The organism is Salinispora vitiensis (assembly GCF_000378825.1).
Lineage (GTDB): Bacteria > Actinomycetota > Actinomycetes > Mycobacteriales > Micromonosporaceae > Micromonospora > Micromonospora vitiensis.
The window spans coordinates 2,205,289-2,216,954 of sequence record NZ_KB900388.1; the positions used below are offsets into that span (position 1 = coordinate 2,205,289).

At 67.1% G+C, this 11,666-nt stretch carries 16 protein-coding genes and 2 pseudogenes; 6 read left to right on the forward strand and 12 right to left on the reverse strand.

Annotated features, from left to right (window positions below):
* Positions 1 to 77: 77 nt before the first annotated feature.
* The 3 genes from SALPAC2_RS0110115 to SALPAC2_RS0110130 form a co-directional block, all read right to left on the reverse strand.
* Positions 78 to 1,115, reverse strand: coding sequence for a hypothetical protein (locus SALPAC2_RS0110115; RefSeq protein ID WP_018216546.1), 1,038 nt, complete (start codon positions 1,113 to 1,115; stop codon positions 78 to 80).
* A complete protein-coding gene (locus SALPAC2_RS0110120) occupies positions 1,115 to 1,384 on the reverse strand; it encodes a hypothetical protein (protein WP_026184602.1) in 270 nt (89 codons plus the stop codon). Before SALPAC2_RS0110120 ends, SALPAC2_RS0110115 begins: the two co-directional genes overlap by 1 nt.
* Positions 1,385 to 1,656: 272 nt before the next feature.
* A complete protein-coding gene (locus SALPAC2_RS0110130; RefSeq protein WP_018216549.1) occupies positions 1,657 to 2,676 on the reverse strand; it encodes an NAD(P)/FAD-dependent oxidoreductase in 1,020 nt (339 codons plus the stop codon).
* Positions 2,677 to 2,756: 80 nt separating this feature from the next.
* Here SALPAC2_RS0110130 and SALPAC2_RS0110135 point away from each other — a divergent pair, with 80 nt between their 5' ends.
* Both SALPAC2_RS0110135 and SALPAC2_RS0110140 read left to right on the forward strand, forming a co-directional pair.
* Positions 2,757 to 3,347, forward strand: coding sequence for a helix-turn-helix domain-containing protein (locus tag SALPAC2_RS0110135; protein ID WP_018216550.1), 591 nt, complete (start codon positions 2,757 to 2,759; stop codon positions 3,345 to 3,347).
* A 174-nt stretch (positions 3,348 to 3,521) separates the two neighbouring features.
* Positions 3,522 to 4,394: an aldo/keto reductase gene (locus tag SALPAC2_RS0110140; protein WP_018216551.1), complete on the forward strand. Its 873-nt coding sequence runs from the start codon at positions 3,522 to 3,524 to the stop codon at positions 4,392 to 4,394.
* A gap of 101 nt (positions 4,395 to 4,495) precedes the next feature.
* On the opposite strand, the gene SALPAC2_RS0110145 is transcribed toward SALPAC2_RS0110140, so the two are convergent.
* Positions 4,496 to 4,882: a VOC family protein gene (locus tag SALPAC2_RS0110145; RefSeq protein WP_018216552.1), complete on the reverse strand. Its 387-nt coding sequence runs from the start codon at positions 4,880 to 4,882 to the stop codon at positions 4,496 to 4,498.
* Positions 4,882 to 5,205 carry an ArsR/SmtB family transcription factor gene (locus SALPAC2_RS0110150; protein ID WP_018216553.1) on the reverse strand — a complete coding sequence of 108 codons (324 nt, stop codon included), beginning with the start codon at positions 5,203 to 5,205 and terminating at the stop codon, positions 4,882 to 4,884. The genes SALPAC2_RS0110145 and SALPAC2_RS0110150 overlap by 1 nt, the downstream gene beginning before the upstream one ends.
* 208 nt (positions 5,206 to 5,413) lie before the next feature.
* On the opposite strand from SALPAC2_RS0110150, the gene SALPAC2_RS0110155 reads away from it, so the two are divergent.
* Both SALPAC2_RS0110155 and SALPAC2_RS0110160 read left to right on the forward strand, forming a co-directional pair.
* Positions 5,414 to 5,698, forward strand: a complete 285-nt coding sequence (locus SALPAC2_RS0110155; protein WP_018216554.1) for a type II toxin-antitoxin system Phd/YefM family antitoxin — start codon at positions 5,414 to 5,416, stop codon at positions 5,696 to 5,698.
* Complete coding sequence (locus SALPAC2_RS0110160) at positions 5,695 to 5,949, forward strand: Txe/YoeB family addiction module toxin (RefSeq protein WP_018216555.1); 255 nt, start codon at positions 5,695 to 5,697, stop codon at positions 5,947 to 5,949. Before SALPAC2_RS0110155 ends, SALPAC2_RS0110160 begins: the two co-directional genes overlap by 4 nt.
* A gap of 117 nt (positions 5,950 to 6,066) precedes the next feature.
* On the opposite strand, the gene SALPAC2_RS27850 is transcribed toward SALPAC2_RS0110160, so the two are convergent.
* Positions 6,067 to 6,357, reverse strand: a complete 291-nt coding sequence (locus SALPAC2_RS27850; RefSeq protein WP_317889003.1) for an ArsR/SmtB family transcription factor — start codon at positions 6,355 to 6,357, stop codon at positions 6,067 to 6,069.
* On the opposite strand from SALPAC2_RS27850, the gene SALPAC2_RS0110165 reads away from it, so the two are divergent.
* Positions 6,274 to 6,708: an NUDIX hydrolase gene (locus tag SALPAC2_RS0110165; protein ID WP_018216556.1), complete on the forward strand. Its 435-nt coding sequence runs from the start codon at positions 6,274 to 6,276 to the stop codon at positions 6,706 to 6,708. The genes SALPAC2_RS27850 and SALPAC2_RS0110165 overlap by 84 nt on opposite strands.
* Before the next feature lie 238 nt (positions 6,709 to 6,946).
* Positions 6,947 to 7,798 carry a CPBP family intramembrane glutamic endopeptidase gene (locus SALPAC2_RS0110180; RefSeq protein WP_223874146.1) on the forward strand — a complete coding sequence of 284 codons (852 nt, stop codon included), beginning with the start codon at positions 6,947 to 6,949 and terminating at the stop codon, positions 7,796 to 7,798.
* Positions 7,799 to 7,821: 23 nt separating this feature from the next.
* On the opposite strand, the gene SALPAC2_RS0110185 is transcribed toward SALPAC2_RS0110180, so the two are convergent.
* The 6 genes and pseudogenes from SALPAC2_RS0110185 to SALPAC2_RS24690 all read right to left on the reverse strand — a co-directional run.
* The gene (locus tag SALPAC2_RS0110185) at positions 7,822 to 8,685 is read right to left on the reverse strand and encodes an IS5 family transposase (protein WP_018216559.1); all 864 of its coding nucleotides are present in this window, start codon (positions 8,683 to 8,685) and stop codon (positions 7,822 to 7,824) included.
* Between the two features lie 237 nt (positions 8,686 to 8,922).
* Entirely contained in the window at positions 8,923 to 9,786 is an 864-nt protein-coding gene (locus SALPAC2_RS0110190) for an IS5 family transposase (RefSeq protein ID WP_018216559.1), read from the reverse strand.
* A 237-nt stretch (positions 9,787 to 10,023) separates the two neighbouring features.
* Positions 10,024 to 10,278 (reverse strand): annotated as a pseudogene (locus tag SALPAC2_RS24685) (IS5 family transposase); the annotation flags it as partial.
* A 21-nt stretch (positions 10,279 to 10,299) separates the two neighbouring features.
* Positions 10,300 to 11,214: an IS3 family transposase gene (locus tag SALPAC2_RS0110200; protein ID WP_317889004.1), complete on the reverse strand. Its 915-nt coding sequence runs from the start codon at positions 11,212 to 11,214 to the stop codon at positions 10,300 to 10,302.
* Positions 11,187 to 11,486, reverse strand: a complete 300-nt coding sequence (locus tag SALPAC2_RS0110205; protein ID WP_018215993.1) for a transposase — start codon at positions 11,484 to 11,486, stop codon at positions 11,187 to 11,189. Before SALPAC2_RS0110205 ends, SALPAC2_RS0110200 begins: the two co-directional genes overlap by 28 nt.
* Before the next feature lie 9 nt (positions 11,487 to 11,495).
* Positions 11,496 to 11,666, reverse strand: a pseudogene (locus SALPAC2_RS24690) (IS5 family transposase); the annotation flags it as partial.

Sequence of the window (11,666 nt, forward strand, 5' to 3'; positions counted from 1 at the left end):
CCCCCAGCCCACCCCGACACCGCCGCCGGTGCCGACCCCGGTGCCGCACCCCGGGCCACCGCCGCGCTCCGGGCCCCTCAGACGTACGGCCGGGTGGTGTAGGCCCGCTTGAGCGCGGCCAAGCCGGTGTCCTTCGGCACCAGCCAACCCCAGCCGGAGTTGAAGTAGTTCGTCCGCGCGATCCGGGGCCCTCCCTCGGCGTTGAGCGCGGCGACGGCGGCCGGCACGGTCTCGATCCACGCCGCCTGGTCGGGATGCTCAGCCGACCGGACCCCCCACTCCGCGATCAGGACCGGGCGGGAGAGGGCGACCGGGCCGAGGTCGGCGACCACCCAGTCCTTGGTACGGCGAAAGCGGGCCAGCGCGGTGTGGGTGGCGCTGGTGGCGTAGACGTTCCACTGCAGGAAGTCGAGCTTCGCCATCAGCGCCTCCGGGTGGGTCCGCTGATAGCAGGCCCGGTCGAAGCCGCCCGCCCCCACCGAGAAGGTGGTGCCGGCGGGTAGGCCGCGGGTTTTGAACCAGGTCACGATGTACGTCAACGCCGCCACCGCCCGGGCGTCGGACTCCGCCCAGGTGTACGCCGCACCCGCCTCCCTGGTGCCGAACTCGTGGTCGGTGTCCAGCTCCGAGGCGAGTTGCAGGTTCATCCCGACGCCCATCTCCTGATATTGCGCCAGCGCTCGCGCGAACAGTCCGTCGCACTGCCCGGAGAGCACCTGGTCGTACCCGTAGGCCCGGGGCCAGGTCGTCCCCGGCCGCTGCTGGATGGTCATGGCCGGAGCCGGGACCGTGTACGTCCGGCCGTTGACCCGGAACGTCTGCTCCCCGGCGTGTGGGGCGCCGTAGTGCTTCAGCTCCAACACCATATTGATCTTCATCCCGGCCGCACCGAGCTCCGTCAACCAGGGCTTGTTCCAGCCCGGGAAGAGGTAGCCGTCGGCGAAGCTGCGGTACTGGGTCAGCGATCGAATGTTCCCGCCCGCCAGGTCGGCCACCGGATTTCCGTTGCCGGAAAGGTAGTAGCCGCCCAGGACGGGCGAGCTGACCTGGTAGTCGGCGGTGGTGGTGGCGGTGCGCCCGCCGGAGTCGCGCACCGTGACAGTGACCCGGGGCATCACGCCACCGCCCGGTAGTCGGCCACCGCGCCGTTGTCCGACAGCTTCGTCCAGGCGCGGCCGGAGTCATCGGTGACGGTGAGGGTGAGCGGGTCGATAACCGCGGTGACCTGCGCGGGGGCGCTGCTGTTTCCGCGCACGTCGGTGACCACCACGGTGACGGTCACCGGCTGGGTATCGGCGTCGCTGTAGGTGACGGTCATTCTCATGTCATCACCGGGGGCGTAGACCGCCGCGTTCAGGGCGACGGTCACGGTGGGAGCAGCCATTGGTCGGCTCCTTCCAAGCGTGGGTGGGGCGGGCCGACGGCGCAGGTCGCGTCAGCGACGACGCTCGCGCCGGGCTCGGTGGCGGCGGTGCCGACCGCTACGCTGCTGGCACCGCCAGGCCCGAGGATCGGGATGTGGCCCGCCATCCACGCCTCTCACCTGCTATAACAGTGCGTCGACGCGGCGCCCAGCGTCCTGTCCATTAGCCGATCAGCCGACTGTCGCGCACCTGCTTGCCCCTCCCCCGACCGCCCGTGGCACCCCGTTGCCGTTCACAGTCCGTGTCGACGCTCGCCCGCCACCAGCTCGGCGACCCGCGCCTCGGACCTGCTCGAGAACGGGTGCCGCAGGGCGGTGACCGCCCGGCGGGTCTCCTCGGCGATCAGGTCAGCGTTGATCGCGGTCCCGGCGACAGCGCCGCCAGCTGCGGCGGCCCCCACCTGGGCCGCCAGGTCAGTGACGTTGCCCGCCGCCCAGACCCCCGCCACCTCGGTCCGCCCGGCCGGGTCGGCCGGGATGTGCTCGCCGAGCCCGCTCGGATGCTCGACCGCCCGCAGCCCGAGCCCGGCCAGGAACCCGGCCCGCGCCACCATCCGCGGCCCGACCCCCAGGGCGGTCCGCGGTACGACCGTCCCGTCAACCAGCCGCACCCCGACGAGTCGATCATCGGCGACCTCCAGGGCCGCCACCGTGCCGGCGACCACCCGTACGCCTCGGGCTTCCAGCTGCTCCGCCTCCTCCTCGTCGGGTCCGGCGGACATGTGGGTGAAGTAGCTGATGTCGGCGCTGAGCTGGCGGAAGAGCAGGGCCTGGTGTACCGATCGCGGACCGGTGGCGAGCACGCCGATGGCCTGGTCCCGCACCTCCCAGCCGTGGCAGTACGGGCAGTGGAGAACGTCTCGGCCCCAGCGTTCGCGTAGCCCGGGAATGCTCGGCAGGAGGTCGACCAGTCCCGTGGTGACCAGCAGCCGGCGAGCCCGTACCGACCGGCCGTCGGCCACGGTCAGGACGAAGTCTTCCCCGTCCCGGACAGCGGTCGCGATCTCGGCGTTCACGACGTGGCCGCCGTAGCCGCGCAGTTCGGCCCGGCCGCGCTCGAGTAGCTCGGCCGGCGGCATCTCCTCGCGGCCCAACAGCCCGTGCACTCCCTTGGCCGGGGCGTTGCGTGGGGCGCCCGAGTCGAGAACCACCACCGATCGACGTGACCGGGCGAGCAGCACCGCCCCGTTCAGGCCAGCGGCACCGCCACCGGCCACCACCACGTCGTAGCTCCGCTTCAGCTGATCGGTCATTCTGACCACCTCCTGCGGCCACGGTGCCCCCAGCCTGCAGCGACAGCAAACCCCGTTGCTGATGTGGCAAACTCTTGGCCATGGACGGTGACCTGAACCAGGCTCTCGACGCGGTCGGCCCCCGACTACGCGCCCTGCGCCGCCAGCGCGGCACCACCCTGACCGACCTCTCGGCAGAGACCGACATCTCGGTGAGCACCCTTTCCCGGCTCGAATCGGGCACCCGCCGGCCAACCCTCGAGCTGCTCCTCCCCCTCGCCCGCGCCCACGGCGTCACCCTCGACGAACTCGTCGGGGCACCGCCCACCGGCGACCCCCGCATCCACCTGCGCCCGGTCACCCGCCACGGCATGACCGTGCTGCCGCTGACCCGACGGGTCGGCGGCATCCAGGCCTTCAAGCTGATCATCCCGATCAGCAAGCGGGAGCCAGACCCCAAAACCCACGACGGGTACGAGTGGCTCTATGTCCTCAACGGGCGACTACGACTCCTGCTCGGCGAGCACGATCTCGTGCTGGCACCCGGCGAGGCGGCCGAGTTCGACACCCGGGTCCCGCACTGGTTCGGCGTCGCCGACGATCAACCGGTCGAAATCCTCAGCCTCTTCGGCCAACAGGGAGAGCGCGCCCACCTCCGCGCCCGGCCCAAGGCCCGCCCAGCTTCGGAGTGAGCCGACCGGCCCACGCACGCCAATCGGGCCCTCGCCCTGACCTGGCCGATGAGCCCGACCACACCCGACAGTGATCGACGGTGATGGGTACTGTGCGATTGGCCCCCGGCAGTAGGGGTATACCGGACCAGGTAGGTCTGCCGCCGCCCACGGACCCGACGAGGAGACGCCCACATGTCACCGCACGCCAACAACCAGCCGGTCAAGGCCTCCGGCACCTACCGCATCGGTGGCGACCTCCCGGTCGACCGACTCGGGTACGGATCCATGCAGCTCGCCGGCCCGGGAGTCTGGGACATGCCGGACGATCCGGCGAAGGCGGTCCGCGTACTGCGACGCGCCGTCGAGCTCGGGGTGACATTCATCGACACCGCTGACTCGTACGGGCCGCTCGTCTGCGAAATGCTGATCAAGGAGGCGCTACACCCGTACGCCGATGATTTGGTCATCGCGACCAAGGCGGGGCTGGTCCGGGGCGGGCCGAACGACTGGAAGCCGCTGGGGCTCCCGAGGTACCTGCGGCAGCAGTGCGAGATGAGCCTTCGCTACCTCAACCTGGACTGCATCCCGCTGTACCAGCTGCACCGCATCGACCCGGAGGTGCCCCTCGAGGACCAGCTCGGCGAGTTGGTCCGGCTTCAGCAGGAGGGCAAGATCCGGCACATCGGCCTCTCCGAGGTGACCGTCGAGCAGATCGAGGCCGCCCGCGAGATCACCCCGATCGCCACCGTGCAGAACCGCTACAACGTGAGCAATCGGGACGCCGAGCCGGTGCTGGAGTACTGCGAGCGCAACGACCTCGGGTTTATCCCCTGGTACCCGATCGCCACCGGTGACCTCGCCCGCCCCGGCGGCCCACTGCAAGCGATGAGTGCCGAGTACGGCGCGACGCCCGTGCAGCTCGCCCTGGCGTGGCTGCTGCGCCGCTCGCCGGTCATGCTGCCGATTCCGGGCACCTCTTCGATTGCGCACCTGGAGGAGAACCTCGCCAGCGCCGAGGTGGAGCTCACGGACGACCGGTTCGAGGCGCTGACCCAGGCCGCCTGACGCCAACCCCCGCGCCGGACCGTCACGAGGGGTTCCGTCCCAGCCGCTGTTGGCGGCAGGGCGGAACCCCCTCGCCGTCCTCCAACAACCACTGGCCGTGGTCAGGTGGCCTGTACAAGCTGGATCAGATTGCCGCAGGTGTCGTCGAGGACCGCCGTGGTGACCGCACCCATCTGCAGGGGCTCCTGGGTAAACCGGACCCCCAAGCCACGAAGGCGTTCAACTTCTGCGCGGACATCCTCGACCGCGAAAGACGCAGCCGGAATCCCATCATTGACCAACGCCTCCTTCCACGGCGTGGCCGCGGGATGGGCGTCCGGCTCGAGCAGCAGCTCGCAGCCGCCCGGGTCTTCCGGCGAGACGACGGTGAGCCAGCGGTAGTCGCCGAGCGGAACCTCCGCCTTCTTCACGAATCCCAGCACCTCGGTATAGAACCGCAGTGCCACCTCCTGGTCGTGCACCAGAACGCTGGTGAGGTGGATGCGCATCAGCTCTCCTTCGCTTCTCGGTTACGCCATCGATCAGTAAGGCGCTCCAAGGGTTCGGTGTTGAGGTGGTGAAACTTGTAACGACCCGCTCGGCGGCTGGCGACCAGGTCGGCCTTGATCAGCACCTCCAGGTGTTGTGAGATCGCCTGGCGGGACGAACCGAGCTGGTGCTTCATGGTCAGCCGCGAGCAGATCTCGAACAACGTCTGGCCGTCCCGCTCCGCCAGCTCGTCAAGGATCTTCCGGCGGGTCGGGTCGGCCAACGCCTTGAAGACGTCGCCCGCTTCAGCCGGGTGGCCTTTGTCTGCGCCAGCGTCACTCACCCGCCAATGATAGGCAAGCAGTTACTTGCCTATCAAGCCGCCACCCGGCCCCAGCCACACCGCCGCCATCGCTGGTGACCCGCTCCCGCTACGCCCACGCCGCTCCTGAGCCTGATCGATAGTTCAAGGCCAGACGTCGGAGCAGCTGACGAGCAGCCCGGGGCGAGCTTGTACAATTTATTGTACGTAACGTGTGGGAGGCAGCAGCATGCGCACCGTTCCCTACTCAGAGGTCCGCCAGAACCTGGCCAAGATGCTCGACCATGTCGTGGACGACGCCGAGGAAGTGGTGGTCACCCGCCACGGCCGGGAGGCCGCGGTCATCATCTCGCTGCGCGAGTACGAGTCGTTGAAAGAGACGGCCTACCTGATGGCCAGCCCCGCCAACGCGCGCCGCCTGAACGAAGCCGTCGAAGAGCTGCGCAACGGCGGTGGGGAAACGCACGACCTGATCGACCCCGACGCCAGTGCAGGCGAGGCGCCGGCAACGTGAAGGTCCAGTTCGCCGGCCGAGGCTGGGAAGATTATCTGACCTGGCAGCGAGATCGCCAGATGCTCAAACGAGTAAACGCCCTGATCGAGGACATCCGACGCAACGGCCACCAAGGCATCGGTAAACCGGAGCAACTCCGCGGAAACTGGGCCGGATTCTGGTCGCGACGCATCGACCAGGAACACCGCCTCGTGTACCGAATCATGGACGACACAGTGCAGATAGCACAGTGCCGCTACCACTACGAATGAGGTAACGGACCCCCTCCGCCGAGGGACACCGACCAGAGGGTGAATGGGCTGATTGTCTCCCGGAAATGGGCATTACCTGGTTGGACATGCCACCTGGCAGCGCTTGATCCACTTGGGTCACCGCCCGGCCGACTGATCGACCAACTGATCGCCAAGAGGGCTGCGCCGATACAGCACACGCCGCCCGTCGCGGGCACGAGTGATCATGCCTGTCGCGTGGAGAACCTGTAGGTGTTGTGACACGGCGCTGGGTGTCACAGTGAGCCGGCGAGCGATCTCGACCGTCGGCAGCGGCTCGGTCAACGAATGAGGAGGGGGTCTCCCATGCCGGAGCGGGTCACCAAGGAAAAGGTTCTCTGCTACGTCGTACGAGACGGCAAGCTGCTGGTCTTCCGGCACACCGATCACAGCTACGAGGAAGTCGGTATCCAGGTTCCGGCCGGCAGCGTCCGCCCGGGCGAGACGCCGGAGGCGGCGGCCCTGCGCGAGGCCCGTGAGGAGACCGGCCTGAAGGACTTCAAGGTCGTGCGGAAGCTCGGCGAGACCGAGTACGACATCAGCCCGTACCGGTTCGAGCTCCAGCGTCGCCACGTCTTCCACCTGGAACTGACCGAGCCGACATCGGAGCGGTGGATGAGCCAGGAGGACCACGACGGGGAGCAGGAGCCGACGCACTTCGAATGCTTCTGGATTCCGCTGGAGGCCGCCCACATCCTCCAGTCCGGCCAGGGCGCCCTGCTGGGACGCCTCTACGGCTGATCCCCGCCCAGTCACGCCCCCCTGGGAGGCAGCCGATGCATGGCACCACCGATCAGCACGACCCGATGGCCCACCTGTACCGCGGCCTAGATGTCGAAGGCGCCGAGCCGCTCCGATGACAAGGTGCTCGCCGGACAGTCGGTCGTGACCTGTGCCGACTCGATGGCTTGATGCCTACGGCAGTTCAGGTCAGCGGTCTTTTCGTGAATCTTGCAGAATGCCACTATCGTGCAGCTAGGTGATCGGAGCCGCGATGAAATCCGACTTGGACAGTTCGGCGCCACCCCAACCCGTCACCAAGAGCAACACGTCCCACCGGGCGACGCTCGCCGGCGCCTGCATCCTCGCTCTGGGCGGGTGCGCAGTCTTTCCGGTCCGACCGGAGTCGCCTTGGCGCACGGCGGTCGTCGGCATGGTCGCTGTGGTGGTGGTGGCCTGCGCGCTGATTTTGCGATCGCCGGCATCGATCCGCGCGTCGGCGTTCATCGGCACGCTGTTCGGCTGTTTCGCGGTGGGAATTCACTTCGGCTGGCCCCCGGCCATCACCACGGCTCTGGTCTGTGTCCTCCCGCTGGGGTGCTTGCTGATCGTTGGTCGCCGCCCGTCCCTGGGGGCGGCTGCCCCCTGGCTGAGACGCGGCTCGATCACGCCCGAGATCTTCTGGCTGGGGCTGGTCACCGTGGTCCTCGGCGGAGTGGCCCTCGTTGTGTGGGCGCTCATTGTGCGGCCTGAGCCCGCCGAGTATCTCAGTGGGCTGCAACGCCTGCCGCTCTGGCTCGCGATCCTCGGCACCGTGGCGTTCGCGCTGGTCAATCCGATCTGGGAAGAGATGCTCTTCCGTGGGGTGCTGCTCACCGAACTGGCCTCGGTCTGGGGCACCAGGGCCGCCGTGGTGCTGCAAGCCATATTGTTCGGACTAGCGCATTCCGCAGGCTTTCCGTCCGGTGTCGCAGGAATGGTCATGGCGATGTCCTGGGGGTTCGTCCTCGGCGTGATCCGCGCGCGCAGCGGCGGCATCCTGATGACCTACCTTGTGCACGTGACCGCGAACGCGGTGATCGGGGTACTCGCCGTGCTGATCCTGGTTTGATCGGGCCTTAGAGGACGTCTGATTCACGTATTTTGTGTGTGTTGTGGTTGTAGTGGTTCTCGCCAGGTTGGGGTGGTTTCGGTGGTGAGGCGTTTGGCGAGGTTGTCGATCATGGCGATGGTGATCATGCTGGCGGAGTTGTCGGGTCGTGCTTCGTAGTCGCGGACGAGTCGGCGGTGGTGCATGAGCCAGCCGATGGTGCGTTCGACGACCCATCGCCGTTTGACCACGCTGAAGCCTTTGGCCTGGGGGTCTTTGGTGACGGTTTCGACGCCGACGCCGAGTGCGGCGCCGTGTTCGACGACGCGGTTTTTGAAGCCGGCGTCGACCCAGGTTTTGGTGAGGGTGGGGTGGGTGGTGGTGGCCTGGTTGAGCAGGTTGATGCCGATGGTGTTGTCGCTGGCGCTGGCGGCGGTGACGGTGACGGCGAGGAGTAGGCCGAGGGTGTCGGTGATGATGCCGCGTTTGCGGCCGACGATTTTCTTTCCGGCGTCTGGGCCCTGTGTGGATAGTGGGACGTTGGTGGAGGTCTTCACGCTCTGGCTGTCCATGATGGAGGCGGTGGGTTCGATGGTGCGGCCGTGGTGGTCACGCACCAGGCCGGTGAGCTGGTAGTTGAGTTCGGTGAAGATGCCTTCTTTGCTCCAGGCGGCGAAGTAGCCGTAGACGGTGCGGTAGGGCGGGAAGTCGTGGGGTAGGTAGCGCCAGGCGATGCCGGTGCGGTTGACGTACAGGATGGCGTTGAAGATGTCGCGCAGGTCGTGGGTGGGGGTACGTCCGCTGATGCCGGCGTCGGTGCGGGCCTGCCGCCAGGCGGTGAGGCGGGGTGCGATCAGGGCCCAGCGGGCGTCGGATAGGTCGGACGGATAGGGTCGCCGTTCGGTCATGAAGCAGGCGTACGGTGTCGAGACCTCGACTTGGCGGACGTCATGTCCGTCAGTGCGGGATGAAAGTGAACCAGACACGATCCCGGGGCGATATGCGCTGAAACCGGGTAGGCCTATGTCCACCGATATGCTTTCTTTCTAGGTCGGGTCGGGCATTTCGCGCTACCGCGGTCGAGGCGCGAATCGGCCATTACCGGCCCGAAGATGAAGCAAACGTCCAGTTAGAGGACGTCTGATTCACGTATTTTGTGTGTGTTGTGGTTGTAGTGGTTCTCGCCAGGTTGGGGTGGTTTCGGTGGTGAGGCGTTTGGCGAGGTTGTCGATCATGGCGATGGTGATCATGCTGGCGGAGTTGTCGGGTCGTGCTTCGTAGTCGCGGACGAGTCGGCGGTGGTGCATGAGCCAGCCGATGGTGCGTTCGACGACCCATCGCCGTTTGACCACGCTGAAGCCTTTGGCCTGGGGGTCTTTGGTGACGGTTTCGACGCCGACGCCGAGTGCGGCGCCGTGTTCGACGACGCGGTTTTTGAAGCCGGCGTCGACCCAGGTTTTGGTGAGGGTGGGGTGGGTGGTGGTGGCCTGGTTGAGCAGGTTGATGCCGATGGTGTTGTCGCTGGCGCTGGCGGCGGTGACGGTGACGGCGAGGAGTAGGCCGAGGGTGTCGGTGATGATGCCGCGTTTGCGGCCGACGATTTTCTTTCCGGCGTCTGGGCCCTGTGTGGATAGTGGGACGTTGGTGGAGGTCTTCACGCTCTGGCTGTCCATGATGGAGGCGGTGGGTTCGATGGTGCGGCCGTGGTGGTCACGCACCAGGCCGGTGAGCTGGTAGTTGAGTTCGGTGAAGATGCCTTCTTTGCTCCAGGCGGCGAAGTAGCCGTAGACGGTGCGGTAGGGCGGGAAGTCGTGGGGTAGGTAGCGCCAGGCGATGCCGGTGCGGTTGACGTACAGGATGGCGTTGAAGATGTCGCGCAGGTCGTGGGTGGGGGTACGTCCGCTGATGCCGGCGTCGGTGCGGGCCTGCCGCCAGGCGGTGAGGCGGGGTGCGATCAGGGCCCAGCGGGCGTCGGATAGGTCGGACGGATAGGGTCGCCGTTCGGTCATGAAGCAGGCGTACGGTGTCGAGACCTCGACTTGGCGGACGTCATGTCCGTCAGTGCGGGATGAAAGTGAACCAGACACGATCCCGGGGCGATATGCGCTGAAACCGGGTAGGCCTATGTCCACCGATATGTTTTCTTTCTAGGTCGGGTCGGGCATTTCGCGCTACCGCGGTCGAGGCGCGAATCGGCCATTACCGGCCCGAAGATGAAGCAAACGTCCAGTTAGAGGACGTCTGATTCACGTATTTTGTGTGTGTTGTGGTTGTAGTGGTTCTCGCCAGGTTGGGGTGGTTTCGGTGGTGAGGCGTTTGGCGAGGTTGTCGATCATGGCGATGGTGATCATGCTGGCGGAGTTGTCGGGTCGTGCTTCGTAGTCGCGGACGAGTCGGCGGTGGTGCATGAGCCAGCCGATGGTGCGTTCGACGACCCATCGCCGTTTGACCACGCTGAAGCCTTTGGCCTGGGGGTCTTTGGTGACGGTTTTGTCAATCCCCTGGAATCGTGGAGGGCTCCGTTATGCGGCCTGGGCCTTCAGGGCGCGGGTCTCTGATCGTTCGTAGTCGATGGGGGATCGCCAGTCGCAGACGGAGTGCCGGCGGCGCCGGTTGTAGAAGTCGGTGATCCAGGTGGCGATCTTCAGGCGGGCCTCGGTACGGGTGCGGAAGTGACGGCGGTGCACGTACTCGACCTTGATGGTGGAGAAGGTGGCCTCGGCGACGGCGTTGTCGAAGCACGACCCGACCCGGCCCATCGACTGGCGCACCTTCCACCGGTTGCAGGCTCGGGCGAAGTCGGCCGAGGTGTACTCGCTGCCCCTGTCGCTGTGAAAGATCACCCCTTCGACGCTGCCGCCGCGGGTGACGGCGGCCATGTTCAGCGCTGCGACGACCAGCCCGGCGTCGTGGTGGGCGCCCATGGCGTAGCCGAGGATGCGACGGGAGTACAGGTCGATGACGGTGGCCAGGTAGAGCTTGCCCTCGTCGGTGCGGATCTCGGTCATGTCGCCGCACCAGGCGATATCTGGTGCCGGCGCGCTGAACGCCCGCTTTACCAGGTCTGGGGCGGCTGGACCTTTGCCCTGGCGGGTCAGGTTCCGCCGGCGGCGTCTGACCCGGGCGGTCAGGCCGGAGGCGGCCATGAGCTGCGCGATCGTGTTGTCCGACACCTGCCAGCCCTGCTCGCGCAACTCGATCCCGACGCGAGGGCTGCCGTAGGTGCCGCCTGAGTCGTCGAACACCTTCCTGACCGCAGCCGACAACCGAGCACGCCGGTCATCGCGGCGCGTTGGCGGCCGGTCACGCCACTTGTAGAACCATGACTCGGACACCCCCAACGCTCGGCAGGCGATCACGTGCGGCACGGAATGCTCGGTCCTCTGGGAAGCGATGAAGGCGGCCACGCTCACCGGCCCGTCGCCTCTTTGACCCACAGGACCACGGATCGCTTGAGAACATCACGCTCCATCGCCAGCTCGGCGTTCTCCCGCCGCAACCGGGCCAGCTCCGCCCGCTCGTCCTCAGTGAGCTGCCCGGCAGCGGCCTCACCGCGCGTCTCACGGTCCCTCTTCACCCAGTTGGCCAGGGTCCCGCTGTTAATCCCCAGATCACGGGCGACCTGTGCGATCGACTTACCCGTCTCCCGCACGATGCGCACCGCGCCCGCGCGGAACTCCGGATCGAACTGGCGTCTCGTCTCAGCCATGAACCTCTATCCCTCAAGCTCTGGCCTCCACGCTACGAGGGGAAGGGCAGTTTCGACGCCGACGCCGAGTGCGGCGCCGTGTTCGACGACGCGGTTTTTGAAGCCGGCGTCGACCCAGGTTTTGGTGAGGGTGGGGTGGGTGGTGGTGGCCTGGTTGAGCAGGTTGATGCCGATGGTGTT